Origin of the sequence: Streptomyces sp. NPDC048636 (assembly GCF_040650655.1) — a bacterium.
Classification (GTDB): Bacteria; Actinomycetota; Actinomycetes; order Streptomycetales; family Streptomycetaceae; genus Streptomyces.
This window is the reverse complement of sequence record NZ_JBEZHR010000003.1, coordinates 444,891-469,936: the sequence shown is the minus strand read 5'-3', so window position 1 is coordinate 469,936 and position 25,046 is coordinate 444,891. Positions and strand designations below refer to the sequence as shown.

Below are 25,046 nucleotides of genomic sequence, written 5' to 3'. Positions count from 1 at the left end.
CGGACATGGGTCCCCATCCAGCGGTCGCCGCGATACGCCTGGCGGTGCGCCGCGTCCTCCACGACGTCCTCGTCGCCTCCTCGGCCCCGACTCCGCCCTCCTCCCGCCCGACCGCCGCCCCGCGCACCCGGCGGGCGCCCGGCGACGGGCCGCTTGTGCTCGCCGCCTGCTCCGGCGGCGCCGACTCCATGGCGCTCGCCTCCGCGCTGGCCTTCGAGGCCCCCCGGCTGGGGCTGCGGGCCGGCGGCATCACCGTCGACCACGCCCTCCAGCCCGGCTCCGAGATCCGCGCGGCCGAGGTCGCCGACCGGATGCGCGAGCTCGGCCTCGCACCGGTCGAGTCCATCGCGGTCGCCGTCGGCCGGGACGGAGGCCCCGAGGCCGCCGCCCGCGACGCCCGCTACGCCGCCCTCGACGCCGCCGCGGAGCGCCACGGCGCCGCGGCCATCCTGCTCGGCCACACCCGCGACGATCAGGCCGAGACGGTTCTGCTCGGCCTCGCCCGCGGCTCCGGTATCCGCTCGCTCTCCGGGATGGCCCGCGTCTCCGGTACGGGCGGCCGCTACCGCCGCCCCTTCCTCCAGCTCGACCGGCACACCGTCCGCAAGGCATGTCTGGCCCAGTCGCTGCCCGTCTGGGACGACCCGCACAACGTGGACCCCACCTACACCCGCTCCCGGGTTCGTCACGAGGCGCTGCCGGTCCTGGAGAAGGCGCTCGGCAAGGGGGTCGTCGAGGCGCTCGCCCGCACCGCCCAGCTCTCCCGTGACGACGCCGACGCCCTGGACGCCTGGGCCGCCCGCGCCGAGGCCGATGTGGTGACCACCACCGCCGAGGTGCCCGCCGGGGGCGGCGGCACCGTCGAGCTGGACACCGTCGGGCTGCACGGTCTGCCCACCGCCGTCCGCCGCCGGGTGCTGCGCCGCGCCGCCATCGCCGCGGGCGCTCCGGCCGGTTCGCTCTTCGCCCGCCACATCGAAGAGGTCGACCGGCTGATCACCGGCTGGCGGGGCCAGCGGGCCATCAACCTCCCCGGGCGCGTCGAGGTCCGCCGGGAGGGTGGCAGACTGGTCATCCGGCAGGGCTGAGCCGCCCGCCGAATTGCCGGACTGTCGAACGAGAGTGGCGCGGGTGGACGACAAGGACATGGGCACCGATCTGAAGTCGGTCCTCATCACCGAGGAAGAGATCAACGCGAAGCTGGCAGGGCTGGCCGCCGAGATCGACGCGGAATACGCGGGCAAGGATCTGCTCATCATCGGCGTCCTCAAGGGCGCGGTGATGGTGATGGCGGACTTGGCACGCGCCTTGTCCTCTTCCGTGACCATGGACTGGATGGCCGTGTCGTCCTACGGCGCGGGCACCCAGTCCTCGGGTGTGGTGCGGATCCTCAAGGACCTGGACACCGACATCAAGGGGCGCCACGTCCTGATCGTCGAGGACATCATCGACTCCGGTCTGACGCTGTCCTGGCTGCTGTCGAACCTCGGCTCGCGCGAGCCCGCCTCGCTGAACGTGTGCACCCTGCTGCGCAAGCCGGAGGCGGCCAAGGTCGCCATCGACGTGAAGTGGGTCGGCTTCGACATCCCCAACGAGTTCGTCGTGGGCTACGGACTGGACTACGCCGAGAAGTACCGCAACCTGCCCTTCGTCGGCACCCTGGCACCCCACGTCTACGGCGGCTGAGCCACTCCGCCGCCGCGGCGCGCCCGGCGGGAACCTGTCGCGGTTTCCCGCCGTTGGAGCAGGGGAAGGCGGTTTTGTTAACAGTCCGCGGCGGCGTCGGGTGACAATGCTGGGGTACCGTCCGAAGGTCAGTCTTTTTCGAGACTGAGGATCACACAGCTCATACACCGCAAATACACCGCAATACACCGCACGCACAGGCGCCCCTCCAGGGCCGCCGTGCCTCACTGTGGCAGGAGGGACGGGGCGGCTTCGCCCCGTATGGATGGACGTGAAGCGCTACTTCCGTGGGCCGGTCATGTGGATCGTGCTGGCCGTCCTCGCCGTGGTCGTGTTGATGCAGGTCGTCGGCTCGTCCGGCGGCTACAAGTCGGTGGACACCAGCCAGGTCGTCAAGGCGATCAACCGGAACCAGGTCCAGTCCGCCGAGCTGACGACCGGCGACGAGCACAAGATCAAGATCAAGCTCAAGGACAATGTCGCGAAGATCTCTGGCAGCGACAAGCTCCAGGCCACCTACATCGGTGACCAGGGCGTCGACCTCGCCAGGACTCTTCAGGCGAATGCCCAGAAGGACAACGGCATCCCCGACGGGTACAACGTGTCGACGTCGAAGCAGAACCCGTTCGTCGGGATCCTGCTCTCGCTGCTGCCGTTCGTGCTGATCGTCGTGGTCTTCCTGTTCCTGATGAATCAGATGCAGGGCGGCGGCTCCCGGGTGATGAACTTCGGGAAGTCCAAGGCCAAGCTGATCACCAAGGACACCCCGAAGACGACCTTCTCCGATGTGGCGGGGTCCGACGAGGCGGTCGAGGAGCTCCAGGAGATCAAGGAGTTCCTCCAGGAGCCCGCGAAGTTCCAGGCCGTGGGCGCCAAGATCCCCAAGGGTGTGCTGCTCTACGGCCCGCCCGGTACGGGTAAGACGCTGCTCGCACGCGCCGTCGCGGGTGAGGCGGGCGTCCCGTTCTACTCGATCTCCGGCTCCGACTTCGTCGAGATGTTCGTGGGTGTGGGTGCCTCCCGGGTCCGTGACCTGTTCGAGCAGGCCAAGACCAATGCCCCGGCCATCGTCTTCGTCGACGAGATCGACGCCGTCGGCCGGCACCGCGGTGCGGGCATGGGCGGCGGTCATGACGAGCGTGAGCAGACGCTGAACCAGCTGCTCGTCGAGATGGACGGCTTCGATGTGAAGGGCGGCGTCATCCTGATCGCCGCCACCAACCGGCCGGACATCCTCGACCCGGCGCTGCTGCGCCCGGGCCGGTTCGACCGGCAGATCGCCGTCGACCGTCCGGATATGCAGGGCCGTCTGGAGATCCTCAAGGTTCACCAGAAGGGCAAGCCGGTCACGCCGGACGTCGACCTGTCGGCCGTCGCCCGCCGTACCCCCGGCTTCACCGGTGCCGATCTGTCGAACGTGCTGAACGAGGCCGCCCTGCTGACGGCCCGCAGCGACAAGAAGCTGATCGACAACCACTTCCTGGACGAGGCGATCGACCGTGTCGTGGCCGGACCGCAGAAGCGGACCCGGATCATGAGCGACAAGGAGAAGAAGATCACCGCGTACCACGAGGGCGGTCACGCCCTGGTCGCGGCGGCCTCTCCGAACAGCGACCCGGTGCACAAGGTCACGATCCTCTCCCGCGGCCGGGCCCTGGGCTACACCATGGTCCTGCCGGAAGAGGACAAGTACTCGACCACGCGCAACGAGATGCTTGACCAGCTCGCCTACATGATGGGCGGCCGGGCGGCCGAGGAGCTGGTCTTCCACGACCCGACCACCGGCGCCTCCAACGACATCGAGAAGGCGACGGCCACGGCCCGCGCGATGGTCACCCAGTACGGCATGACCGAGCGGCTCGGCGCGATCAAGTTCGGCTCCGACAACTCCGAGCCGTTCCTGGGCCGTGAGATGGCTCACCAGCGCGACTACTCGGAAGAGGTCGCCGCTCTGGTGGACGAGGAGGTCAAGAAGCTCATCGAGGCCGCGCACAACGAGGCGTGGGAGATCCTCGTCGAGAACCGCGACGTCCTGGACAACCTCGTCCTGGCGCTGCTGGAGAAGGAGACGCTCAACAAGGAGGAGATCGCCGAGATCTTCGCCCCGATCGTCAAGCGCCCGGCCCGTCCGGCGTGGACCGGATCCTCGCGGCGCACCCCCTCCACCCGTCCGCCGGTGCTCTCCCCCAAGGAGCTGGCCCCGGCCAACGGTGCCCAGTCCACCTCGGCGGCCTCCCTCGCGAAGGCCACCGCCCCGGAGGAGACCCCGGAGCGCTCCGAGGAGTCGGGCTCCGGCTCGGAAAGCTGATCCCGGCGTCCAGGGGCCCCAGGGCCCCTGGACGGACCCGGAATGAATGCCGCGTCAGCCAGGTTCTAGCCTGTTGACGCGGCATTTCGCATTTTGTCTGTGTGTGTAAGGAACGAGGCAATCCATGACCGACCCGGTGACGCTGGACGGCGAGGGCCGCATCGGCGAGTTCGACGAGAAGCGCGCCGAGAACGCGGTCCGCGAGCTGCTGATCGCCGTCGGCGAGGACCCGGAGCGGGAGGGGCTCAGGGAGACCCCGCAGCGGGTGGCCCGGGCCTACCGGGAGATCCTGGCCGGGCTGCGCCAGGAGCCGGAGGACGTCCTCACCACGACCTTCGACCTGGGACACGATGAGATGGTCCTGGTGAAGGACATCGAGATCGTCTCCCTGTGCGAGCACCATCTGCTGCCGTTCCACGGGGTGGCCCATGTCGGCTACATCCCGGCGAACAGCGGCAAGATCACCGGACTGTCGAAGCTGGCCCGCCTGGTGGATGTCTTCGCCCGCCGCCCGCAGGTGCAGGAGCGGCTCACCACACAGATCGCGGACTCGCTGATGCGCATCCTCGAGGCGCAGGGCGCGATCGTTGTCATCGAGGCCGAGCACATGTGCATGTCCGTTCGCGGGATACGCAAGCCCGGTGCGAAGACGACAACCTCGGCCGTGCGCGGTCAACTGCGGGACGCCTCCACACGGGCCGAGGCGATGAGCCTCATCCTGGCGCGCTAGGGCGTGTTTCGAAAGTAGCGCCGTTCGCCCGGAGGGCGGGCCCCGCGGCGTCTGGGGCGTGCGATCGCAAGGCGGAGGGTCGTCCTCGTAGTGGGCCTACTCGGACGATCCCGACAACGCGGCGAGCGTGCGTGCCAGGCGTCGCGGGGCAGGCGGGACTTTCGAAACACGCCCTAGCCCGCCTCGTCCTGGCGCGCCGGCCCGGGGCGGGCTTCAGGCGCGGGCGGCCGCGTCGGGGCCGTTGCCGTTGTTCTCGTCGTCGTCCTCGGGGAGCTTGCAGACCCGCTCCAGGAAGAAGGCGGCGACCACCACGCCCGCGCCCGCGAGGACGGAGAGCCCGGCGAAGATGGCCTGGTCCCGACGGGCCGGAACATCGAGCTGGTCCATCGCGAGAAAGACGCCCACACCGCCGTACATGCCCGCGATCAGCGCCGCGACCAGTGCGCTGGCCTGGCCGAAGACCACCGCCCGGGCGGCCACCAGCGGGTCCACCCCCTTGGCGCCGGGACGCCGCTCACGCTGGGCGCGCAGCCGGGCGCGCAGGGACAGCGCCGTCGCGGCCAGCACCACCGCGATCAGGGCCAGCACGATCGGCGCGGCCACCGGAACGCTGGGCAGCGAGCCCAGCGTGTCCCACAACCGGGCCCCCGCCCATGACACCACCCCGGCCACGGCGAACAGCCCGACCAGCACCCGGATCCGAAGTTGCTCCACCGACCGGTCGCCCCTCAACTCGTACGTGCCGACATCTCCCGAACCTACCGGGAGATCAACGTCTATTCGGGCAGGCGCAGTTCCAGATCCGTACGGACCCGGACCCCGTCCCGGCCCACCTCGGTCAGCAGCCCGGAGACCGCGCCCCGGCCCGGGAACTCGGCCTGCGGGTCCACGTCGTTCCACGGGACCAGCACAAAGGCCCGCTGATGCGCCCGCGGGTGGGGGAGGGTGAGCACCGGGTCGTCGGAGACCACGTCCTGGTAGGACACGATGTCCACGTCCAGGGTGCGCGGACCCCAGCGCTCGTCCCGTACCCGCTCGAACGCCTCCTCGATGGCGTGACCGCGCTCCAGCAGCGAGGAGGGCGGCAGCGTCGTCTTCACCAGCACCACCGCGTTGAAATAGGTGGCCTGGGTGCCGGGCTCGACACCCCACGGATCCGTCTCGTACACCGGTGACACGGCCTTGACCCGCAGGCCCGGGGTGTCCTCCAGCGCGTCGACGGCGCCCTGGAGGGTCTCCAGACGGTTGCCCAGATTGCTGCCGAGCGAGATCACCGCCCGTTTGGGGTTGCTCAACGTCACATCCGCGGCGTCCACCCGCTCCACCACGGAGAGGGGAACGGGCTGCACGGTCGGGTCGCTGCTGCTCATACTCGGCTCCGGGTGATGGTGATGGTCACGTCGTCGAAGGGCACGGTGATCGGGGCCTGCGGCTTGTGCACCACCACCTCGACCTCCCGCACCACGTCGTGCTTGAGGCAACGGTCCGCGATCCGCTCGGCGAGCGTCTCGATCAGATCGACCGGCTCACCCCGCACCACGTCCACGACCTCTTCCGCGATCTCCCCGTAGTGGACCGTTCTGCTCAGGTCGTCGGCGGCCGCGGCGGGCCGAGTGTCCAGGCCGAGCACCAGGTCCACGACAAACGTCTGGCCCTCTTCGCGCTCGTGGGGGAACACCCCGTGGTGCCCGCGGGCCCTCAGGCCGCGCAGCGCGACACGATCCACCCGAATCACTCCTGCTGGTCGTCGGTACGCGGGCACGCTCCGACGTGCCGGAACGCACCACCCGTCCCCAGCCGTCTGCCGGGGTACCTCCCTCGAATCTACCTGCGGGCGCCGGCGGCACTCGCCCACGGGGTCGCGGCGCTCCCTCTCCGCTTCCCCGCGTCCCAGACCCCTACCCGCACCTCGCGGGGGCTGAACGGGGTCCGTCAGTCGGGCATCAGCCGTCCGTCGTCGTCCGGTCCCTCCGGCCCCTCCGGACCGTTGTCGTCACTCTCCGCAAGCACCGGGGAACCGTGGTGTGACCACACCTTCCAGCCGTCGTCCGTCCGGCGGAACACATTGGTGGCCACCACCAGCTGTCCCACCAGCGGGCCCAGCTCGCCCTCCTCCTCGGCCGGGGCGCCGCTGAGGATGTTCTCGGTGCAGGTCACCAGCGCGGTGTCGGCCAGTACCGACACCTCGACATCGGTCAGGAAGAACTGGATGTAGTCGGTGTTCGCCATGATCAGCGCATAGGAGCGCAGTACCTCGCCCCGGCCGCGCAGCACCGGCCAGCCGGGGTGCACACAGGAGACCTCGGTGTCCGGCGCGGCCAGCCACAGCCGCTCCAGCGCCTCGTGGTCGCCCTGCTCCATGGCCTCGTACAGCGCGGTGTTCGCCCGGGCCACCCGCTCCCGGTCCGTAAGGGAAGTCACAGCGCTCCCGCCGCGTCCCCGGCCGCCTCGATGGCCCGGGCCACCCGTACCGCGTCGGCGCTCGCCCGTACCTCGTGGACCCGCACCGCCCAGGCGCCCTCGCGCGCCGCGATGGCGGAGACCGCGGCGGTGGCGGCGTCGCGCTCCCGGGCGGGCGGCGGGGCGCCGTCGCCGGTGGCCAGCACCCGCCCCAGGAACCGCTTCCGGGAGGCCGCCACCAGCAGCGGACGGCCCAGCTCGCGCAGTGCGGACAGATGCGCCACCAGCGTCAGGTCGTGCTCGGCCTCCTTGGCGAAGCCGAGGCCCGGGTCGATCACGATCCGCTCCGGGTCGATACCGCCCGCGACCGCCCGCTCCAGACCGGTGCGCAGCTCGGCGACGACCTCCCCGACGACGTCCCGGTAGACCGCCCGGTTGTTCATATCGATCGACTGGCCGCGCCAGTGCATCACCACGAAGGGCACTCCGGCGGCGGCCACGGTGGGCACCATGGCCGGATCCGCACCCCCGGCGCTCACATCGTTGACCAGCCGGGCCCCGGCCGCCACGGCCCGCTCGGCGACCGTGGCCCGCATGGTGTCCACGCTGACCACGGCCCCGGTCGCGGCCAGCTCGCGGACCACCGGGATCACCCGGCGCAGCTCCTCCGCCTCGTCGACGCGCGCGGCGCCCGGCCGGGTCGACTCGCCTCCGACGTCCACCAGGTCGGCACCGGCGGCGATGAGTTCATGGCCGCGCTTGACGGCCAGTTCGGTGTCGAACCACTGGCCGCCGTCGGAGAAGGAGTCAGGCGTGACGTTCACCACGCCCATGACCGCACACCGGTCCCATTCCGGCAGTCCGGCCACCCGGCCCCGCCCACGCAACGTCGTCATGACCCCAGGCTAGACGGAGCCGCAGGGCGGACGGGGGACGCGGGTGAACGGGGCATACCGGGATCCCCCGGGCGAATCACTGCCCAGGGGACCGAAGGTTTCAGGCCGCCTGCTCCAGCTCCCGGTCACGGGCGGGCTGGTGGGCGCAGGGCCGGGGCTCCTGGTGGCGGCCGCGGCGCAGCAGCCGGGGGAGCGCCAGCGAGACGAACCCCTCGGCCTGCATCGCGGCGAGCCCGATGCGCGGCAGATCGCGGGTGTTGCGGAAGACCACGAAGCGCGGCTCCCAGCGCGGCTGGAACTTGGCGTTGAACTTGTACAGCGACTCGATCTGGAACCAGCGCGAGAGGAACACCAGCAGCCCGCGCCAGCCGCGCAGCACCGGCCCCGCGCCCAGCTTCTCGCCGCGCGCGAGTGCCGAGCGGAACATCGCGAAGTTCAGCGAGACGCGCTTGACGCCCAGCTGCGGCGCGGCCTGGAGGGAGGCGACGATCAGCAGCTCGTTCATCCCCGGGTCGGCGGCGCGGTCGCGGCGCATCAGGTCCAGGGACATACCGTCCGGGCCCCACGGCACGAAGTGCAGTACGGCCTTGAGGTCGCCGTACGGGCCCTCCTCGGTGCCCTCCTCGGCGGCCCTGTGGGCGGTGGCGATGACCGTGTCGCTGTCGGCCGGGTCACCGATCCGGCCCAGCGCCATGGAGAAGCCGCGCTCGGTGTCGGTGCCCCGCCAGTGGTCGGCGGCGCGCCGGATGGTCTCCAGCTCCTCGGGCTCCAGATCGGCGGCGCGGCGCACCCGGGTCTCGTAACCGGCCCGTTCGATGCGCTTGACCATCTGGCGGACGTTGCGCATGGCGCGGCCGGAGAGGGTGAAGTCGGCGACGTCCACGATGGCCTCGTCGCCGAGCTCCAGCGCGTCCAGTCCGGTTTCCCGGGTCCACACCTCGCCGCCGGTCTCGCTGCACCCCATCACGGCGGGGGTCCAGGAGTGGGCGCGGGCCTCTTCCATGAAGCAGGCGATGGCGCCGGGCCATGCCTCGACATCGCCGACCGGGTCCCCGCTGGCGAGCATCACACCGGAGACCACGCGGTAGCAGACGGCGGCCTTGCCGGTGGGGGAGAAGACCACGCCCTTGTCGCGGCGGAGCGCGAAGTGGCCGAGCGAGTCGCGGCCGCCGTGGGTGGTGAGCAGGGCGCGCAGCCGCTCCTCGTCGTCGGCGGTCAGCCGGGCGGCCGGGTGCTCGGGGCGGAAGGCCAGATACGCGGTGGTGGCGACGGTCAGCAGACCGAGCGCGCCCAGGGAGTAGCCGACGGTGTAGTCGGCGCCCTCGCGGTAGCCGATCGGCCCCTCGAAGCCGAACAAGCCCCACAGCACATGCTCCAGCTGCTCGCCGAAGGACGGCTTTCCCACCACCGTGTCCGGATGCGAGCGGACGATGAGCAGTCCGAGACCGAGGCTGACACCGCCCATGACCACGAAGTTGGCCAGCGCCCGCCAGCGGCTGCGCGGGTCGGGGAGCGCCGCGAACTCCCGGCGGTAGCGCAGCAGTACGCCGAGCAGGACGAGTGAGAGGACGGCGCCGCAGATGGAGTGACGGTAGAGCAGCTGGGCGGCGGCACCGACGGGCAGCAGCGCCACGGCCGCGACCCAGGCCCGGCGCTTACGGCGTTTCAGCCCGTGAGCCAGCATCAGCAGCAGCAAACCCACCACGATGGACGCGGCGGCGGCCAGCGAGCTGACCGCGCCCGGCAGGACCTCGGCGAGCGCGTGCACCCGGGTGTCGCGCAGCCGTGGGAAGACGATGTCCAGCAGCCCGATCAGCGTGCACGCGGTGCCGACGGCGGTCGGTACCGCCTCCGGCCGCGGTCCGCGGAGCATGCGCCGTATCCGGCCGGGAACCTCTCCGGACGTTTCGGCATCTTGGCTGTCAGACATTTGCATTCCCGTCGCTTCGGTCAAGAGGGTTTTGGTTCTCTGACGCAGCATCTGCACGATTTGCGCCCATGAAGACGGCGTTCGAGGGGGCGGGGTTCCATCCGCGGCACGGGGGGACCGGCCGCCCGGCAGAAAAGATAGTGATGGGTCTCACGAGCAACAACATCGTGATCACGGCTGTGGTCACCGCGGTGCTGCTGTTCGCGGTCACGATATGGCTGTGGCCGCGACTGGCCGGGCGCGGGTTGACCGCCGTGCTCGGCCGGATCGGCATGCTACTGGCAACTCAGCTCACGGTGTTTGCGGCTTTCGGATTGTTCGCCAACCAGTCTTTCGGCTTTTACGGTTCCTGGGCGGATCTGTTCGGAACCGAGGACGAAATGGGGGTGGTGGTGAACCATGACACCCCGGGCAATCGGGTGCGGGTCACCGAGACCCGGCAGATGAACGTGGACGGGGGCTCGGCGCCCAAGGTCGCCGGACGTATCGAGAAGGTGAAGATTCAGGGACCGGTCTCACGGATCGCTTCCCCCGCGTACATCTACCTTCCGCCGGAGTACTTCAAGCCGGAGTACGCCAAGCGGAAGTTCCCCGCGGCCCTGGTGCTGACCGGCTACCCGGGCACCACCGAGGCACTGATCAACGGTCTGAAGTACCCACAGAACGCGCATAAGTTGGTCAAGAACGGGCGGATGCAGCCGACCATCCTGGTGATGATGCGGCCGACCGTGGCACCGCCACGGGACACCGAGTGCGTGGACGTTCCCGACGGCCCGCAGACCGAGACGTTCTTCACCAAGGATTTACCGAAGGCGGTGTCCGAGCACTACCGGGTGGGCAGGGAGGCCCGTAACTGGGGGGTCGTCGGAAATTCCACCGGTGGCTACTGCGCGCTGAAGATGGCGATGCGTCACCCCGAGGCGTTCTCGGCCGCGGTGGGCCTCTCGCCGTCGTACCGGGCGCCGATCGACGCCACCACGGGGGATCTGTTCGGCGGCAGCAAGCAGTTGGAGCGCGAGAACAACCTGATGTGGCGGCTGAACCACAAGCCCGCGCCGCCGGTGTCGCTGCTGGTCTCCAGCAGTGAGCGCGGCGAGAAGAACTACGCGGACACCATGCGGTTCGTGAACAAGGTGAAGGCGCTGAATCAGCGTGGGGAGCCGACCCGGATCTCGTCGATGATCCTGGAGACCGGGGGCCACAACTTCAACACCTGGCGGCGTGAGGTCCCGGCCGCGCTGGAGTGGCTGGGCGGGCGGCTCAGCGACCGCTGACCGACAACCGAATCCGAGCGCCGAGGCGGGGCCGGGCGGGGTAGGTGACCGCCCGGCCCCGGGGCGCCGGAGATGACCCCTAGACGTCCGCCACCGTCTGGAGGTCCACATCGCCGCGGGCGATCCCGCCCGCGTCCGCGTCGATTGAGCGGCGCAGCGCCTCGTGCAGCCGGGCCGGGGTGAGGACGCCGAGGAAGCGCTCGCCGTCGAGGACCGCGACCCAGCCCGCGTCGTGCTGGAGCATCTGGCTGAACGCCTGCTTCAGCGGCGCCCCCACCGGAAGCCATGCCTCCATGCGGCGGGCGTGGTCCCGGACCGTCCCCTGGGTGCCGTCGGCCGCGTCCGCCGGGATCCAGCCGTGCAGCCGGTCCGCGTCGTCCAGGACCACGGCCCAGCGCGCCCCGTCCGCGGCCAGCCGGGCGGCGGCCTTGGGCAGCGGGTCGTCGAGGTGGACCACCGGGGGCTGTTCCAGATCGCCCGGTTCGATGGGGGTGACCGAGAGCCGCTTCAGCCCGCGGTCCGCCCCGACGAAGTCGGCGACATACGGGGTGGCGGGCGCGCCCAGCACCGAGGCCGGGGTGTCGAACTGCTCGATCCGCCCGGAGCCGTAGACCGCGATCCGGTCACCGAGCCGGACCGCCTCCTCGATGTCATGGGTCACGAAGAGCACGGTCTTGCGCACCTGTGACTGAAGCCGCAGGAACTCGGTCTGGAGATGTTCGCGGACGACCGGGTCGACGGCGCCGAACGGTTCGTCCATCAGCAGCACCGGCGGATCGGCGGCCAGCGCCCTGGCCACCCCGACCCGCTGTCGCTGGCCGCCGGAGAGCTGGTCGGGGTAGCGGTCGCCGTAGACCGAGGGGTCGAGCCCGACCAGGTCGAGCAGTTCGGCGGCGCGGTCCCGGCCCCTTCTGCGCTGCCAGCCCAGCAGATGGGGAACGGTTGCGGTGTTCTCCAGTACGGTCTTGTGCGGAAACAGACCGACCTGCTGAATGACATAGCCGATACGGCGACGGAGCTGGACCGGATCCGCCTCGGCGATGTCCCCGTCCTCCACCAGGATCCGGCCCGAGGTCGGTTCGATCAGCCGGTTGACCATCTTCATGGTGGTGGTCTTACCGCAGCCCGACGGCCCGACGAGCGTGACCAGCTCGCCCTCCGCGACCTCGAAGGACAGGTCGTCCACGGCCGTCGTGCCGTCGGCGTAGCGTTTGGTGACATGCTCGAAACGGATCATGGCTCCCCATTGTTGCCGCATTCGTGGCAGACATTGTTGCTGTTGTGTGGCGATCGGACGAGATTGTCATCTCTCGGGGTTAGGGTCACCAGGAATTGTGACGACCAGGTGGCTGCGGCCTGATGGGGGAGGTGAGCGTATGGCGGACCGGAACTGTCTGATCAGCAACGAGTGGATATGCGGCGAGTATGTGCGCACACGCAGCCAGGAGCTGACGGACGCGACGCTCCAGCACGTCTGGATCACCCTCGCGTCGGTAGCGATCGGACTGCTGGTCGCCTTTCCGCTCGCGCTGCTGGCCCGCCGCTGGCGGGTGGTGGCGGGTCCGGTGCTGGGCATGACCACGATCCTCTACACGGTGCCGTCGCTGGCGATGTTCTCCCTGCTGCTGCCCGTGTTCGGGGTGTCCGTCGCGGTGGTGATCACCGGTCTGGTGCTCTACTCACTGACCATCCTGGTGCGCAACATCATGGCCGGACTCGCCTCGGTGCCCGAGGAGGCACGGGAGGCGGCCCGCGGTATGGGGTACGGACCGCTGCGGCTGCTGTTCGGCGTCGAGCTGCCGCTCGCGCTGCCCGCCGTGATGGCGGGGCTGAGGATCACCACCGTCTCCACGGTCTCGCTGACCACGGTCGGCGCGATCATCGGCTACGGCGGGCTCGGCAACCTCATCTACGAGGGGATGCGCAGCTTCTTCAAGGCGCAGGTGCTCACCGCCTCGGTGCTGTGCGTGGCGCTGGCGGTGGTGGCGGACGTGGCCCTGCTCGGCGTGCAGCGGCTGCTGACGCCGTGGGCCCGTAAGAGGAGGAGGGCCGCCTGATGGGCGTCGTGGGCGAGGCGTGGACCTGGCTTGCCACCGGGTCGCACTGGGCGGGCACCGACGGGGTGTGGCACCGGCTGGGCCAGCACCTGTATCTGACGTTCGTCTGTCTGGCGATCGCCTGCGCCGTCGCGCTGCCGATCGCCGTGCTGCTCGGGCACCTCGGCAAGGGCGGGGCCATCGCGGTCAATATCTCCAACGCGGGCCGCGCTGTGCCCACCTTCGCGGTGCTGGTGCTGCTGTTGCTCAGCCCGCTGGGGTCGCACGGCCAGTGGCCCACGATCATCGCGCTGGTGCTGTTCGCGATCCCGCCGGTGCTCACCAACGCCTATGTCGGGGTGAGCGAGGCGGACCGGGAGGTCGTCGAGGCCGCCCGGGGGATGGGGATGACGGGCGGCCAGCTGATCCGCAGGGTCGAGCTGCCGCTCGCCTTCCCGCTGATCATGACGGGCGTACGGACCGCGGCGGTGCAGGTCGTGGCGACCGCGACACTGGCGGCGCTGCCGGGCGGCGGCGGTCTCGGCCGGATCATCACGGCCGGATTCCGGCTCACCGACACCCCTCAGGTGGTGGCCGGGGCGGTGCTGGTCGCGGCCCTCGCCCTGCTGGTCGAGGGGGTGTTCGTGCTGCTGGGGCTGGCGCTCGACCCGATGCGGCGCAGGACGGGGCGGCGGTCTCCGGCCGCCTACCGCCCGCCCGCCGACCAGGCGCCGAAGTCACCGGTGCTCAAGACGCACTGAGGTCGGCCGGGTCGCTATAGCAGCAGTGGTGGGCCAACGGCGTCCCACGACGGAGAACGTCCGGAAATCTATGGATGGGGAACCCATGAGCAAGATCTATCGGGTGGCGGCCACGGCGGGTGTTGTCGCGCTGGCGGCCGGTCTGACCGCATGTGGCGGCGACAGCCTGGAGAAGTCCGGAGGCGGTGACAGCTCCGGGAAGCCGGGCAAGGGCTCACTGGTGATCGGCACCGCCTCGTTCGCCGAATCGAAGGTCCTCGCCGAGTTGTACGCGGGCCTTCTGGAGGACGCGGGGTATTCCACCAGTATCAAGACGGTCGACACCCGGGAGCTGTATGAACCGGCCCTGGAGAAGGGCCAGATGGATGTGGTGCCGGAGTACGCGGCGACGCTCGCCGAATTCCTCAACCAGAAGAAGAACGGGCCGAATGCGAAGCCGGTGGCCTCCTCGGACGTCGGCGAGACGGTCGCGGCGCTGGAGAAGCTGGCCGGGCCGCGCGGGCTGAAGGTGCTCAAGCCCGGCAAGGCGGTGGACCAGAACGCGTTCGCGGTCAGAGCGGACTTCGCCCGGAAGCACCATCTGAAGACCCTGTCCGACCTGGGGAAGTCCAAGCAGAAGGTGACGCTGGCGGCGGGTGACGAATGCCCGAAGCGGCCGTTCTGCCAGCCGGGTCTGGAGAAGACCTACGGTATCGATGTCGCCGGGATCGACCCGCTGGACATCGGCAGTGTTCAGGCCAAGCAGGCGGTCAAGGACGGCAAGGACCAGATGCTCCTGACCACCACCACGGACGCCACCCTCGACCAGTTCGGGCTGGTCCTGCTGGACGACGACAAGAATCTCCAGAACGCCGACAACGTGCTTCCGGTGGTGAATGCGAAGTCCGCGGGATCGAAGAAGGTCGCCGACACGCTGAACAAGTTGAGCGGTGTACTGACGACGGCCGATCTCACCGAGCTCAACAAGAAGGTTGATGCCGAGCGGCTCAAGCCGGCCGAGGTCGCCGCCGACTACCTCAAGGACAAGGGGCTGGTGAAGTAGGGGCCATCGCCCGGGTGTCGCTGCCCGGAAGCGGGCACGGCCCGGCGGCCCGGCGGTTTTTGTCAACGGATTGACAACAGATCTGGCCCGGCGGGCACCCAAGCGACCCCTCTGCAAGGTAAGTTTCGGGCCATGCCACGTGGACGCCACCGCCAATCCCCACCGCTGCACAGGCTCCTCACTCCGCTGTCGGTCGCCGGTGCGTCAATAGCCTGCGCCGGTGGTGCCTGGCTGGTCGGCGATACGGTCGTGATCCGTGGGCTCGTCGCGACGGCGGCGGCCGCGGCGGTCGTCGGAGCGGTGCTGATGCGCCGCTGGGACCGCGCGGCCGGCCGCCGGGTCGCGGAGGCCGCGAGCGAGACCGCGCGCCAGGAGCTGAAGTACGAGGAGCGGATCGCGGACCTCGAGGCGGACGCCGAGAAGTCGGCCGAGCTCCGCTCCGCGCTCAACGTCAAGCTGCGGGCCAAGCGGGCCGAGCTGGCCCGGCTGCGCAACGAGCACGCCGAACTGCTGCGCCGGTACGCCACGGCGGAGACCGAGCGCGCCAGCGCCCTGGAGGGCCGCCGTCGGCTCGCTCTGGAGGCCGCGGTTCCGCCGCGCGGGCTGGAGGCGGGACCGTCCGCTGCCGGGCCCGGGGAATCCGGTACCGCCGGGTCCGCCGACGCCGAACCGGCGGAGGCCGCCGCGACGTCCGACGTCTCCGAGCCCGCCACTTCCGAGCCCGCCACTTCCGAGCCCGCCGTCGCCGCGCCCACCGCCGAGGCGTACGCCAAGGCCGACGGGGCGCTGAGCAGGCTGGTGCCCAACGCGCGTCGCCAGCGGGAGGACCGCGAGCGGCGGCAGACGGCCGCCGGGCAGGACACCGCGGAGCCCGACGCGGCCGGGGGCCGCCGGGACGACCGGGGCGAGGACCACGACAAGGACGGTGCCGCCGCACCGGGGAAGTCCCCGGCGGCCGACGAGCGCGACGGCCCGCCGGAGCCGCGCAGCCATGCCCGTACGGTCGCCTCGGCAGTGGTGCCCTACGCCACCGCCCGCCGGGCCGCGGCCCGCACCGAGTCCGGCTTCGACTATTTCGGTACCCAGAAGAAGCAGCCGAAGAGGCAGCGGCCCCAGGACGCCGCGACCGAGGCCGCCGCGTCCGCCGCCGACACGGCGGCCGAGGAGGACCTCGCCGATGTGATCGGCGCGGAGACGATGGCCGAGTCCGAGAAGTCCGCGGCGGGTGAGGTCATCGACCTGACGGCACACGACGAGACCGAGCAGATCGAGATCGCGGAGCTGCGCAGCGCGATCTCGTGACCGTGGGAGCGGCGGCCGCGCCGCTTCCGTCCGCCCGTCTACTTGTCGATGTCGCCGACGACGAAGAACATCGAGCCCAGGATCGCCACCATGTCGGCCACCAGCGTGCCCGGCAGGAGCTCGGTGAGGGCCTGGATGTTGTTGTACGAGGCCGAGCGGAGCTTCAGCCGGTACGGCGTCTTCTCGCCCTTGGAGACGAGGTAGTAGCCGTTGATGCCGAGCGGGTTCTCGGTCCAGGCGTAGGTGTGGCCCTCGGGGGCCTTGAGCACCTTGGGCAGCCGCTGGTTGATCGGCCCGGGCGGCAGTTCGGCCAGCCGGTCCAGACAGACGGCGGCCAGCTCCAGCGAGTTGTGGGTCTGCTCCAGCAGACATTCGAAGCGGGCGAGGCAGTCGCCCTCCTCGCGCACCACGACCTTCAGGGTGTCCTGGAGCTCCCCGTAGGCCAGGTACGGCTCGTCGCGCCGCAGGTCGAAGTCGACGCCCGAGCCGCGTGCGATCGGCCCGCTGACCCCGTAGGCGTGGACCGCCTCCCGGGACAGGGTGCCGATACCGCGGGTGCGGCCACGGAAGATCTCGTTTCCGATCACCAGCCGGTCGTAGACGTCCATCCGCGAACGCACCTCGGCCACGGCCTGCCGGGCCCGGCCGAGCCAGCCCGCCGGGAGGTCCTCCTTGAGGCCGCCGACCCGGTTGAACATGTAGTGCATCCGGCCGCCGGAGACCTCCTCCATGACGTGCTGGAGGTCCTCGCGCTCCCGGAACGCGTGGAAGATCGGCGTGATGCCGCCCAGCTCCAGGGGGTAGGAGCCGAGGAACATCAGGTGGTTGAGTATCCGGTTCAACTCGGCGAGCAGGGTGCGCGTCCACACCGCGCGCTCGGGGACCTCCATGCCGAGCATCCGCTCCACGGCGAGGACGACGCCCAGTTCGTTGGAGAAGGCGGAGAGCCAGTCATGGCGGTTGGCGAGCATGATGATCTGGCGGTAGTCGCGCGCCTCGAAGAGCTTCTCGGCGCCGCGGTGCATATAGCCGATCACCGGCTCGGCATGCTCGATCCGCTCCCCGTCCAGGACGAGCCGCAGCCGTAGCACTCCATGGGTGGAGGGGTGCTGAGGGCCGATGTTGAGCACCATGTCGGTGCTCTCCGCGGCGCCGCCGATGCCGACTGTCGTCTCCGTCATGGGACCAGTCTGTCAGCTCGCCCCGAGCGGCCCGTCAGGGCTCCGGCGCCTCGTGGGCCCTCATGGCCCCAGCGGGCCGCCGGGGCCCGCGCAGGCCGGGCCCACGGGCTGGAGCAGCCAGCCGAAGCCGCCCAGCCCCGCCGGATCGGTCAGCTCCGCCGCCTCGCCCGCCGCGCTCAGCGCCCGGACGTAGGCCGCCGGGTCCCGCGAGGCCAGGGCGAGCGGCGGACGGCCGCCCTCGACGCCCAGGGCGCGCAGCGCCTCCCGCTGGGACAGCAGCCGCGGGGGCCGCTCCCCGCCCGCGGCAGCGGCGCACGCGTCCAGCGCCACATGCGCCGTGAGATCGCAGGAGCCGTCGGGGACGGGCCGTACCTCACGGCCGTCCCGGAAGCCGGTGAGCGTGCCGAAGGGCGGCCGGGCGGCGCGTTCGTGCGCGTAGTCGACGGCGACCGCGAGCCCCGCCCGTACGGAGGCCACGGCCCCCGCCCACGCCGCGTCGCGCGGGCGGCCGATCTCGGCGCGGCAGCCCGGTTCGGCGCCGTCCAGCGGCCACCAGCGGGCCAGCCAGTCGGCGTCGGCGCCGTCCACCGGCGGGCCGAGCCGTTCGGTGCCGTCCACCGCGGTGACCTCGACCCGGCGCACCACCCCGTCGGCGTCGGTCTCGGCGACGTCCACCGGGACGTTGTCCAGCCACTCGTTGGCGAAGAGCAGCCCCGTCACCCCGTCCGGCGGGGCGCCGTGCCACTCGATCCGGGCGTCGATCCCGGCGGGGCGCGCCGCCCGCTCCACCGCGCACAGCCGCAGCCGCGCCGCCCGCCCGTGCGGCATCCCGGGCGCCAGGGCCAGTACCGCGGTCAGCAGCTCACCGCGGCCCGCGCCCATGTCCACCAGGGTCAGCTCGGCCGGCCGCCCCAGGGCCTCGTCGACCCGGGCCAGCAGCTCCGCGACGGCCCGTGCGTAGAGGGGCGAGGCATGGACCGAGGTGCGGAAGTGCCCGGCGGGTCCTTCCGCACGCCGGAAGAAGCCTTCCGGCCCGTAGAGCGCCTCTTCGGCCGCGGTGCGCCACCCCCGCCATGCGTCGCGCATCTCGTTCGCCACACCGCCACGCTAGACGTCACGCCGGGCGGGGTCCGAAACGGAGCCGTGTCCACCTTCCGGAGTAGGAGGCGGCGGCACGGATCGCCCCTCGGTCTGACCCATCAGGGTATCCACCGTGCCTACGCTGGGTGACGTGCAGCGCCTCTACGATTTTCTCCGCCGTCACCCGACAGGGGTGGACACCTTCTGGGCCGTCCTCCTGTTCGGCGTCGGCATGCTCTGGTACGTGGAGGCTTCTCTGGGGGCCGAGTCCCGGATCGTCGTGGTGCCGGTGATCCTGGCCCTGTGTACGACCGTGGCGCTGCGCCGCCGCGCCCCCGAGAAGATGCTGGTGCTGGCCACCGTCTGCGGGGTCGTCCAGCTCCTGCTGAACCTCGAGCCGAACCCGGCCGATCTCGCCCTGCTGCTGATCGTCTACACCGCCGCGGCCAACGCGTCACGCGGCTACTCCCGCTTCGCCCTCGCCGGAGCGCTCAGCGCGACGGCCCTGGCGACCCTGCGGTGGCCCGATGAGCAGCAGACCGGATGGCAGTCCCTGGTCTCGACGATCTTCGTCACCATTCCGTTCGTGCTGGCCTGGGTGCTCGGCGACTCGATGCGTACCCGCCGTGCCTACTGGGCACAGCTGGAGGAGCGTGCCGCCCGGCTGGAGAAGGAGCGGGAGGCGCAGGCGAAGGTGGCGGTGGCCGGTGAGCGGGCCCGGATCGCCCGGGAGCTGCACGATGTCGTCGCGCACAACGTGTCGGTGATGGTGGTCCAGGCGGACGGTGCCGCGTACGTCCTCGACTCCTCGCCCGAGCAGGCCCGGCAGGCGCTGGAGACGATCTCGGGCACCGGCCGCCAGGCGCTCGCCGAGATGCGGCGGCTGCTGGGGGTGCTGCGCACCGGGGAGCCGGGCGAGGAGAGCGACTATGTGCCGCAGCCGGATGTCGAGCAGATCGACGACCTGGTCGAGCAGGTGCGCGGGGCGGGGCTGCCGGTGGACTTCAAGGTCGTGGGCAGTCCGCGCCAGCTCCCCAGCGGGGTGGAGCTGACCGCGTACCGCATCGTGCAGGAGGCCCTGACCAACACCCGTAAGCACGGCGGTCCGGACGTCGGCGCGAGTGTGCGCCTCACCTACTTCGACGACGGGCTCGGACTGCTGGTCGAGGACGACGGACGGGGTTCGCGCCGCGAGATGTACGAGGACGGCGGGGCCGACGGCCAGGGGCACGGACTGATCGGGATGCGGGAGCGGGTCGGCATGGTGGGCGGCACGCTCGACGCGGGTCCGCGGCCGGGGGGCGGCTTCCGGGTCAGCGCCCTGCTGCCGCTGCGGCCCAACGGCTGAGCGCTTCGCCGGACCGGCTGAGCGCTTCGGCGGACGGGGTGAGCGCCGGAGCAGGCGCACACCCACCACACATCGGCATAGATTCGCCCGTGCGGGACCAGTTGGTGCCGTGCCACAGGCCCGAGGGAAGGACCGACCGGATGTCGATCCGCGTCATGCTCGTCGATGACCAAGTGCTGCTGCGCACCGGCTTCCGGATGGTGCTCGCCGCCCAGCCCGATATGGAGGTCGTCGCCGAGGCGGGGGACGGGGTGGAGGCCCTGGAGGCGCTGCGCGCCACCGAGGTGGACGTGGTCCTCATGGACGTCCGGATGCCGAAGCTGGACGGGGTGGAGGCGACCCGGCGCATATGTGAGCGCGAGGGCGCCCCGAAGGTGCTCATCCTGACCACTTTCGACCTCGACGAGTACGCCTTCTCGGCGCTCAAGGCGGGGGCCGGGGGCTTCATGCTCAAGGATGTGCCGCCGGGCGAACTGCTCGCGGCCATCCGCGCGGTGCACAGCGGGGACGCCGTGGTGGCGCCCAGCACCACCCGGCGGCTGCTGGACCGCTTCGCGCCGATGCTGCCGGGCGCGGGAGGCGGCGCCGGTACCGCCGGGACGGGCGGTGCGGCCCGGCCGGAGCTGGGGCGGCTGACCGAGCGGGAGCGCGAGGTGATGATGCTGGTGGCGCAGGGGCTGTCGAACGGGGAGATCGCGGCGCGGCTGGTGCTCTCGGAGGCCACGGTGAAGACCCATGTGGGCCGCATCCTGACCAAGCTGGAGCTGCGCGACCGGGTGCAGGTGGTGGTGATGGCGTACGAGTCGGGGCTGATCCGGGCGGGCGGCCCGCGCGCCTGACGGCCCTTCGGCCGAGCCCTTTCGCGCCGGTCGGCCCGCCTCGGGCCTCACGGGTCCGTCCCGCCGGTCAGACGCCGGGCCGGTGGTCGCGCAGGATCAGGTCGAGCAGGCCGGGGAAGCGCTCGTCGAACTCCGGCCGCCGCAGCCGGTTGACCCGCTTGGGGCCCGCGTCGCGCTGCTCGATCAGCCCGGCCGCGCGCAGCACCGAGAAGTGGTGGCTGAGCGCGGCCTTGCCCACGGGCACATCGAAGGTCCCGCAGGCGCGCTCCCAGTCGGCCGCCCCGGCCAGCTCGCGGACCAGCTGGATCCGCACCGGATCGGCGAGCGCCGCGAGGGCGGTCTGCACGGGGACGTCGTCGGGGTGGGTGTGCTCGGGCGCGGCCCGGTGGCTCCGCTGGCTCATCGCTCTCCTCCGCCGTTCTGCCGCCCTTGCCGAGTGTTCGATGAGATGCGTACACTCACGGCTGTTCGCTGTTGCTTGAACAGTCTAGGCGGAGGAGTCCGGCATGCGTGCGGTCGTTCTGGAAGAGCTGGGTGGGCCGGAGGTGCTGCGCCTCGCCGAGGTGGCGGAGCCGTCGCCCGGGCCCGGTGAGGTGACCATCGACGTCGCCTACGCGGGCGTCAACTTCGCGGACCTCAAGGCCCGCTCCGTCGGGTACCAGGTCGGCGGCTTCCCGTTCACCCCCGGCCTGGAGGCGTCCGGCCGGATCCGCGCGGTCGGGGACGGCGTCACGGGGCTGAGGGTCGGCCAGGAGGTCACCGCGTTCATGACGTCGGGGGCGTACGCGGAGGTCGTGGCCGTACCCGCCGAGACCGTCCTCCCCGTTCCCGACGGTGTCTCACTGCGCACCGCCGCCACCCTGCCGACCGTACTGCCCACCGTCCAGGCTCTGCTGCATGAGCTGGGACGGCTCCGCGAGGGCGAGTCCGTTCTCGTCCAGGGCGCGGCGGGCGGCGTCGGCACGGTGGCCGGGCAGATGGCGCGGCTGGCCGGGGCCGGGAAGGTCTACGGCGTCGTCTCCAGCGCGGAGAAGGCCGGGGAGGCGCTGAAGTACGGCTACGACGAGGTGTTCGTCGGCGACGGCTTCCCCGAGGAGGTCCGCGCGGCCACCGGCGGACGCGGGGTGGACCTCGCGCTCGACCCGGTCGGGGGCGACACCCTCCGCCGCACCCTGGACGCCCTCGCCGTCTTCGGCCGCCTCGTCTCGTTCGGCAACGCGAGCGGCGAGGCGCCCTGGCAGGCCGGTCCGGGCGAGCTGTACACGGGTGCCCGTACGGTCTCCGGCTTCTCCATCATCAACCTCGCGGCCGCGCACCCCAGCGCCCTGCGCCCCCTCGCGGAGCGCGCCTTCCGCCCGGTCGCGGAGGGCAAGGTCGAGCTGCCCATCACCGCCGAATTCCCCCTGGCCGAGGCGTCCGAGGCACACCGCCTCATCGAAACCCGCACCACCACGGGCAAGCTCCTGCTCCACGTCGCGGCCGCCTGACCCCGGGGCCGGGCGATGCCGCCCCGAGCCTCGCCGGGCGTGCGTCAGCGGAGGACGGTTTCCAGGAAGTCCGTGCCCAGGCGGGCCACCGACGTGAGGTCCAGTTGGTGGAGGACGTAGCGGCCGCGGCGGCGGGTGGTGAGGAGACCGGCCTTGTTGAGGACGGCGATGTGGCGGGAGACCTCCGGGGGTGTGATGCCGTGGGCCTCGGACAGTTCGCCGGTGGTGTGCGGGCCGCGGGCCAGGGTGCGGCACAGCCGCATCCGCATCGGGTGGGCCAGGGCCTCAAGACGGAGCTGGACGAGCTCCAGGGCCGCGGGGGCGGGGAGTTCGGGGGAGCCGACCGGGTACTGGATCACCGGCCGCCAGCCGGGCGCCTGTACGACGAGCAGATGGGGCCAGCCGAAGGCGGTCGGGATGAGGGTGAGGCCCTCGCCCGCGGCCGTCGTCCGGCCGGCGACCAGTTTGTCGGCCACGACCTGGTCGCCGTCCTCGGACAGTGACAGCGCGGCCGACGCCGCCGTCAGGGCCTCGGCCAACCCCTTGCGCTGGAGCAGCTCGGCCTTGTGACGGGCGTCGGCGGCCAGTTGGAGCCGCACCCGCTGCCAGGTGTCGGCGAAGAACGCCTGCTGGCAGTCTTCCAGCAGCCGTCGCAGCCACACCCGCAGCTCGTCCGGGTCCTTCAGCATCCGGTCGACGAAGGCCGCCTGACGGGGGCCGCGGGCCGCCGCCATCTCCCGGACCCGGGCCCGGGCTCCTGCGTCGACCAGCGGTGAGGGCCTGCACCGGGTGTACGAGATCGAGCAGCTGATCTCGAAGGCCGCCGTCAGATACGTCTCGTCGTCGAGCCGGTCCAGCGCGTCCAGCTCCTCGGTGAGCGTGGCCCCGGGGCGGGCCGGGAGCAGCAGGTCGCAGCGGGCCGAACGCCATAGGAAGTCGGCCTCGTGGAGCCGGTCCGCGAGGTCCGGCTTCAGCCCCGACGCCGTGGCGGTGGCCCAGCCGTGCAGCCCCGGGTGGTGGCCGGGCTCGGAGAGCACATGGAGGGCGGCGCCCAGCTCGGCGAGCGGGGACGGGCTGAAGACAACGCGCTCGGGCGGCAGTCCGGCGATGTCGATGACGTTGGCCATGGTCCTATGGTGCGGGGCGTCCGGCCGCTCGGGACCGTCGTTTGACGGCGATCGTCAAACGACGTGACCGGGCGCGGCGGCCGGGCGGAGTCTGCCGGTCATGACCCTCACCCAGCAGTACGCACTCGACCTCTACCGGGCCGCCCGGCGCGGCGAACCCGCCCCGCCCGCCCCGGGCCGCGACGACTGGCGCACCGTGCGGGAGCTGCGCGAGTACCGCGCCGACCGGACCCGTGCCCGGCCCGGGGCGCTGCGGGCGCGGCTGGCCCGGATGGTGCGCCGCGGTGGCTCAGCCGTCCGCCGCGGCGATCTCCCGGACCCGGGTCAGGAAGGCGTCCGCGGCGGCTGTGACGTCCTCGGCCGTCCAGTCCAGTGCGGGTGAGGCCACCGTCACCTCCGTCACGGCGAGCCCGGGCGGCCCCGGCTCGTGCCAGCGGTGGAAGAGCGTGGTCCGGGTCTCCTCCGCCAGCCGCACCCCCGCCTCGTCCAGCGTCCGCGCCGGATACGGCAGCCACACCTGGAACTGGTGGGTGTGCGGCACCTCGGGGTGGATCCGCGACCACGCCACCCCCGCCGCCGCGAACGCCTCGCGCAGCGCCCCGGCCACGGCCCGCGCGTGAGCCACATACGACGGCAGCCGCGGCAGTTCGCGCTCCAGCCCGGCCAGCGCGCTGAGCACGGCGGGCCACTGCTGGAACAGCGTTCCGCCGTACCGGTGCCGCCATGCCTTCGCCTCCGCGATCAGGCTTTCGGGACCGGCCAGCGCGGCCCCCGAGAGGCCGTCGAGGGACTTGTAGAACGACACGTACACGGTGTCCGCGAGGGCCGCGATCTCCGGCAGCGCGCGGCCGAAGTGGACGGTGGACTCCCACAGCCGGGCCCCGTCGAAGTGGACCACCGCGTCCCGCTCCCGCGCGGCGTCCACGACGTCCACCAGCTCGTCCCACCGGGGCAGGACGAAGCCCGCGTCGCGCAGCGGCAGTTCGAGGGCCAGGGTGCCGAAGGGCTCGTCGAGGTCGCGGATCTCCTCCGCGGTGGGCGGCCGCGGCTCGGTCGTCGGGCGCACCGCGCGCAGTCCGCTCACCGTCAGATACGCGTCCCGTTCGTGGACCTCCAGGTGGGCCAGCGGATGCACCGCCACCAGGGCGTTGCCGGTGCGCCCCGCCCAGCAGCGCAGGGCGATCTGCTGGGCCATGGTGCCGGTGGGGAAGAACGCCGCGGATTCCATGCCGAGCAGTCCGGCGACCCGCCGCTCCAGCTCCTCCACGATGCCGTCGCCGTAGAGGTCCACCCAGGTGTCCAGGTCGTGGCCGGTGGGCGGCTCGGCCGCGAGCCGGGCCAGCCGCTCGCCGATCCGGCTCTCCGCGGGACCGCGCGCGAGCGTCCGCTCGGAGGCGCGCCAGGCGGCGAGTCTGCGGTCCCGCGCCGCCCGCCGTTCGTGCTCCGCGCGGATCGCGCCGTCCGCGCCGTTACCCGTATCGCGGTCGCTGCCGCCGCCCGTGCCGCCGTTCTCCGCCATGGGCCCGATCATGGCGTACCGGGGACCGCCGGACCACACGGTTTTCCACAGGGCTGGGGACGCGCCCCGGGCCGCTCCGGGACACTCGCGTAGCATGGCG

25 protein-coding genes are annotated in these 25,046 nt (G+C 71.7%); 13 read left to right on the top strand and 12 right to left on the bottom strand.

All coding sequences use genetic code 11. The annotated features are described in order from the left end of the window. The first annotated feature begins 5 nt into the window (after window positions 1-5). The 4 genes from tilS to folE all read left to right on the top strand — a co-directional run bounded on the left by tilS (window position 6) and on the right by folE (window position 4,724). Window positions 6-1,088 (top strand): tRNA lysidine(34) synthetase TilS, encoded by a 1,083-nt coding sequence (tilS, locus tag AB0C66_RS12530; RefSeq protein ID WP_362436354.1) that lies wholly within the window; start codon window positions 6-8, stop codon window positions 1,086-1,088. Window positions 1,089-1,146: 58 nt separating this feature from the next. Continuing rightward, on the top strand, window positions 1,147-1,686 hold the full coding sequence (gene hpt / locus AB0C66_RS12525; RefSeq protein WP_362436675.1) for a hypoxanthine phosphoribosyltransferase: 540 nt from the start codon (window positions 1,147-1,149) through the stop codon (window positions 1,684-1,686). A gap of 265 nt (window positions 1,687-1,951) precedes the next feature. Next, complete coding sequence (gene ftsH, locus AB0C66_RS12520) at window positions 1,952-3,994, top strand: ATP-dependent zinc metalloprotease FtsH (RefSeq protein WP_362436352.1); 2,043 nt, start codon at window positions 1,952-1,954, stop codon at window positions 3,992-3,994. A 124-nt stretch (window positions 3,995-4,118) separates the two neighbouring features. Further along, window positions 4,119-4,724: a GTP cyclohydrolase I FolE gene (gene folE, locus AB0C66_RS12515; protein WP_362436350.1), complete on the top strand. Its 606-nt coding sequence runs from the start codon at window positions 4,119-4,121 to the stop codon at window positions 4,722-4,724. A 213-nt stretch (window positions 4,725-4,937) separates the two neighbouring features. On the opposite strand, the gene AB0C66_RS12510 is transcribed toward folE, so the two are convergent. The 6 genes from AB0C66_RS12510 to AB0C66_RS12485 all read right to left on the bottom strand — a co-directional run bounded on the left by AB0C66_RS12510 (window position 4,938) and on the right by AB0C66_RS12485 (window position 9,950). Beyond that, window positions 4,938-5,438 carry a DUF3180 domain-containing protein gene (locus tag AB0C66_RS12510; RefSeq protein ID WP_362436348.1) on the bottom strand — a complete coding sequence of 167 codons (501 nt, stop codon included), beginning with the start codon at window positions 5,436-5,438 and terminating at the stop codon, window positions 4,938-4,940. A 62-nt stretch (window positions 5,439-5,500) separates the two neighbouring features. Continuing rightward, window positions 5,501-6,094, bottom strand: a complete 594-nt coding sequence (gene folK / locus AB0C66_RS12505) for a 2-amino-4-hydroxy-6-hydroxymethyldihydropteridine diphosphokinase (protein WP_362436346.1) — start codon at window positions 6,092-6,094, stop codon at window positions 5,501-5,503. Continuing rightward, the gene (gene folB / locus AB0C66_RS12500; protein ID WP_362436344.1) at window positions 6,091-6,450 is read right to left on the bottom strand and encodes a dihydroneopterin aldolase; all 360 of its coding nucleotides are present in this window, start codon (window positions 6,448-6,450) and stop codon (window positions 6,091-6,093) included. Before folB ends, folK begins: the two co-directional genes overlap by 4 nt. A 206-nt stretch (window positions 6,451-6,656) precedes the next feature. Then, window positions 6,657-7,145, bottom strand: a complete 489-nt coding sequence (locus tag AB0C66_RS12495) for a nuclear transport factor 2 family protein (RefSeq protein ID WP_362436342.1) — start codon at window positions 7,143-7,145, stop codon at window positions 6,657-6,659. Further along, entirely contained in the window at window positions 7,142-8,020 is an 879-nt protein-coding gene (gene folP / locus AB0C66_RS12490) for a dihydropteroate synthase (protein ID WP_362436340.1), read from the bottom strand. The genes AB0C66_RS12495 and folP overlap by 4 nt, the downstream gene beginning before the upstream one ends. 100 nt (window positions 8,021-8,120) lie before the next feature. Next, on the bottom strand, window positions 8,121-9,950 hold the full coding sequence (locus AB0C66_RS12485) for a phosphatidylglycerol lysyltransferase domain-containing protein (RefSeq protein WP_362436338.1): 1,830 nt from the start codon (window positions 9,948-9,950) through the stop codon (window positions 8,121-8,123). 143 nt (window positions 9,951-10,093) lie between these two features. On the opposite strand from AB0C66_RS12485, the gene AB0C66_RS12480 reads away from it, so the two are divergent. Continuing rightward, entirely contained in the window at window positions 10,094-11,224 is a 1,131-nt protein-coding gene (locus AB0C66_RS12480) for an alpha/beta hydrolase-fold protein (RefSeq protein ID WP_362436336.1), read from the top strand. 79 nt (window positions 11,225-11,303) lie between these two features. Here AB0C66_RS12480 and AB0C66_RS12475 read toward each other — a convergent pair whose 3' ends face one another. Beyond that, window positions 11,304-12,461 (bottom strand): betaine/proline/choline family ABC transporter ATP-binding protein, encoded by a 1,158-nt coding sequence (locus AB0C66_RS12475; RefSeq protein ID WP_362436334.1) that lies wholly within the window; start codon window positions 12,459-12,461, stop codon window positions 11,304-11,306. Window positions 12,462-12,600: 139 nt separating this feature from the next. Here AB0C66_RS12475 and AB0C66_RS12470 point away from each other — a divergent pair, with 139 nt between their 5' ends. From AB0C66_RS12470 to AB0C66_RS12455, 4 genes are all read left to right on the top strand, one after another. Further along, a complete protein-coding gene (locus AB0C66_RS12470) occupies window positions 12,601-13,281 on the top strand; it encodes an ABC transporter permease (RefSeq protein WP_362436332.1) in 681 nt (226 codons plus the stop codon). After that, window positions 13,281-14,021, top strand: a complete 741-nt coding sequence (locus AB0C66_RS12465; RefSeq protein ID WP_362436330.1) for an ABC transporter permease — start codon at window positions 13,281-13,283, stop codon at window positions 14,019-14,021. Before AB0C66_RS12470 ends, AB0C66_RS12465 begins: the two co-directional genes overlap by 1 nt. A gap of 85 nt (window positions 14,022-14,106) precedes the next feature. After that, a complete protein-coding gene (locus AB0C66_RS12460; protein ID WP_362436328.1) occupies window positions 14,107-15,063 on the top strand; it encodes an ABC transporter substrate-binding protein in 957 nt (318 codons plus the stop codon). A 132-nt stretch (window positions 15,064-15,195) separates the two neighbouring features. Continuing rightward, the gene (locus AB0C66_RS12455; RefSeq protein WP_362436326.1) at window positions 15,196-16,365 is read left to right on the top strand and encodes a hypothetical protein; all 1,170 of its coding nucleotides are present in this window, start codon (window positions 15,196-15,198) and stop codon (window positions 16,363-16,365) included. A 38-nt stretch (window positions 16,366-16,403) separates the two neighbouring features. On the opposite strand, the gene AB0C66_RS12450 is transcribed toward AB0C66_RS12455, so the two are convergent. Both AB0C66_RS12450 and AB0C66_RS12445 read right to left on the bottom strand, forming a co-directional pair. Continuing rightward, entirely contained in the window at window positions 16,404-17,546 is a 1,143-nt protein-coding gene (locus tag AB0C66_RS12450) for an NADH-quinone oxidoreductase subunit D (RefSeq protein ID WP_362436324.1), read from the bottom strand. 60 nt (window positions 17,547-17,606) lie between these two features. Then, the gene (locus tag AB0C66_RS12445) at window positions 17,607-18,632 is read right to left on the bottom strand and encodes an SAM-dependent methyltransferase (RefSeq protein WP_362436673.1); all 1,026 of its coding nucleotides are present in this window, start codon (window positions 18,630-18,632) and stop codon (window positions 17,607-17,609) included. Between the two features lie 145 nt (window positions 18,633-18,777). Between AB0C66_RS12445 and AB0C66_RS12440 the strand changes: the two genes are divergently transcribed. Beyond that, a complete protein-coding gene (locus tag AB0C66_RS12440; RefSeq protein WP_362436322.1) occupies window positions 18,778-19,974 on the top strand; it encodes a sensor histidine kinase in 1,197 nt (398 codons plus the stop codon). A gap of 140 nt (window positions 19,975-20,114) precedes the next feature. Beyond that, window positions 20,115-20,813 carry a response regulator transcription factor gene (locus AB0C66_RS12435; protein WP_362436320.1) on the top strand — a complete coding sequence of 233 codons (699 nt, stop codon included), beginning with the start codon at window positions 20,115-20,117 and terminating at the stop codon, window positions 20,811-20,813. Window positions 20,814-20,880: 67 nt separating this feature from the next. Here AB0C66_RS12435 and AB0C66_RS12430 read toward each other — a convergent pair whose 3' ends face one another. Next, window positions 20,881-21,216 (bottom strand): transcriptional regulator, encoded by a 336-nt coding sequence (locus tag AB0C66_RS12430; RefSeq protein ID WP_362436318.1) that lies wholly within the window; start codon window positions 21,214-21,216, stop codon window positions 20,881-20,883. Between the two features lie 103 nt (window positions 21,217-21,319). Between AB0C66_RS12430 and AB0C66_RS12425 the strand changes: the two genes are divergently transcribed. Further along, on the top strand, window positions 21,320-22,300 hold the full coding sequence (locus AB0C66_RS12425; RefSeq protein ID WP_362436316.1) for a zinc-binding dehydrogenase: 981 nt from the start codon (window positions 21,320-21,322) through the stop codon (window positions 22,298-22,300). Window positions 22,301-22,344: 44 nt separating this feature from the next. On the opposite strand, the gene AB0C66_RS12420 is transcribed toward AB0C66_RS12425, so the two are convergent. Continuing rightward, entirely contained in the window at window positions 22,345-23,427 is a 1,083-nt protein-coding gene (locus AB0C66_RS12420) for a DUF5937 family protein (protein WP_362436314.1), read from the bottom strand. A 100-nt stretch (window positions 23,428-23,527) separates the two neighbouring features. Here AB0C66_RS12420 and AB0C66_RS12415 point away from each other — a divergent pair, with 100 nt between their 5' ends. Further along, on the top strand, window positions 23,528-23,809 hold the full coding sequence (locus AB0C66_RS12415; RefSeq protein WP_362436312.1) for a hypothetical protein: 282 nt from the start codon (window positions 23,528-23,530) through the stop codon (window positions 23,807-23,809). Here the strand turns inward: AB0C66_RS12415 and AB0C66_RS12410 are convergent. Next, window positions 23,717-24,946: a beta-eliminating lyase-related protein gene (locus tag AB0C66_RS12410; RefSeq protein WP_362436310.1), complete on the bottom strand. Its 1,230-nt coding sequence runs from the start codon at window positions 24,944-24,946 to the stop codon at window positions 23,717-23,719. The two genes, AB0C66_RS12415 and AB0C66_RS12410, sit on opposite strands and share 93 nt — an antisense overlap. Window positions 24,947-25,046: the final 100 nt, after the last annotated feature.

What these genes read in the sequence shown, in the direction of transcription:
- tilS (WP_362436354.1), top strand. Translation starts at nt 6, where the DNA reads ATGGGTCCCCATCCAGCGGTCGCCGCGATACGCCTGGCGGTGCGCCGC.
- hpt (WP_362436675.1), top strand. Translation starts at nt 1,147, where the DNA reads ATGGGCACCGATCTGAAGTCGGTCCTCATCACCGAGGAAGAGATCAAC.
- ftsH (WP_362436352.1), top strand. Translation starts at nt 1,952, where the DNA reads ATGGACGTGAAGCGCTACTTCCGTGGGCCGGTCATGTGGATCGTGCTG.
- folE (WP_362436350.1), top strand. Translation starts at nt 4,119, where the DNA reads ATGACCGACCCGGTGACGCTGGACGGCGAGGGCCGCATCGGCGAGTTC.
- folK (WP_362436346.1), bottom strand. Translation starts at nt 6,094, where the DNA reads ATGAGCAGCAGCGACCCGACCGTGCAGCCCGTTCCCCTCTCCGTGGTG.
- folP (WP_362436340.1), bottom strand. Translation starts at nt 8,020, where the DNA reads ATGACGACGTTGCGTGGGCGGGGCCGGGTGGCCGGACTGCCGGAATGG.
- AB0C66_RS12485 (WP_362436338.1), bottom strand. Translation starts at nt 9,950, where the DNA reads ATGTCTGACAGCCAAGATGCCGAAACGTCCGGAGAGGTTCCCGGCCGG.
- AB0C66_RS12480 (WP_362436336.1), top strand. Translation starts at nt 10,094, where the DNA reads ATGGGTCTCACGAGCAACAACATCGTGATCACGGCTGTGGTCACCGCG.
- AB0C66_RS12475 (WP_362436334.1), bottom strand. Translation starts at nt 12,461, where the DNA reads ATGATCCGTTTCGAGCATGTCACCAAACGCTACGCCGACGGCACGACG.
- AB0C66_RS12470 (WP_362436332.1), top strand. Translation starts at nt 12,601, where the DNA reads ATGGCGGACCGGAACTGTCTGATCAGCAACGAGTGGATATGCGGCGAG.
- AB0C66_RS12465 (WP_362436330.1), top strand. Translation starts at nt 13,281, where the DNA reads ATGGGCGTCGTGGGCGAGGCGTGGACCTGGCTTGCCACCGGGTCGCAC.
- AB0C66_RS12460 (WP_362436328.1), top strand. Translation starts at nt 14,107, where the DNA reads ATGAGCAAGATCTATCGGGTGGCGGCCACGGCGGGTGTTGTCGCGCTG.
- AB0C66_RS12455 (WP_362436326.1), top strand. Translation starts at nt 15,196, where the DNA reads ATGCCACGTGGACGCCACCGCCAATCCCCACCGCTGCACAGGCTCCTC.
- AB0C66_RS12450 (WP_362436324.1), bottom strand. Translation starts at nt 17,546, where the DNA reads ATGACGGAGACGACAGTCGGCATCGGCGGCGCCGCGGAGAGCACCGAC.
- AB0C66_RS12445 (WP_362436673.1), bottom strand. Translation starts at nt 18,632, where the DNA reads ATGCGCGACGCATGGCGGGGGTGGCGCACCGCGGCCGAAGAGGCGCTC.
- AB0C66_RS12435 (WP_362436320.1), top strand. Translation starts at nt 20,115, where the DNA reads ATGTCGATCCGCGTCATGCTCGTCGATGACCAAGTGCTGCTGCGCACC.
- AB0C66_RS12430 (WP_362436318.1), bottom strand. Translation starts at nt 21,216, where the DNA reads ATGAGCCAGCGGAGCCACCGGGCCGCGCCCGAGCACACCCACCCCGAC.
- AB0C66_RS12425 (WP_362436316.1), top strand. Translation starts at nt 21,320, where the DNA reads ATGCGTGCGGTCGTTCTGGAAGAGCTGGGTGGGCCGGAGGTGCTGCGC.
- AB0C66_RS12420 (WP_362436314.1), bottom strand. Translation starts at nt 23,427, where the DNA reads ATGGCCAACGTCATCGACATCGCCGGACTGCCGCCCGAGCGCGTTGTC.
- AB0C66_RS12415 (WP_362436312.1), top strand. Translation starts at nt 23,528, where the DNA reads ATGACCCTCACCCAGCAGTACGCACTCGACCTCTACCGGGCCGCCCGG.
- AB0C66_RS12410 (WP_362436310.1), bottom strand. Translation starts at nt 24,946, where the DNA reads ATGGCGGAGAACGGCGGCACGGGCGGCGGCAGCGACCGCGATACGGGT.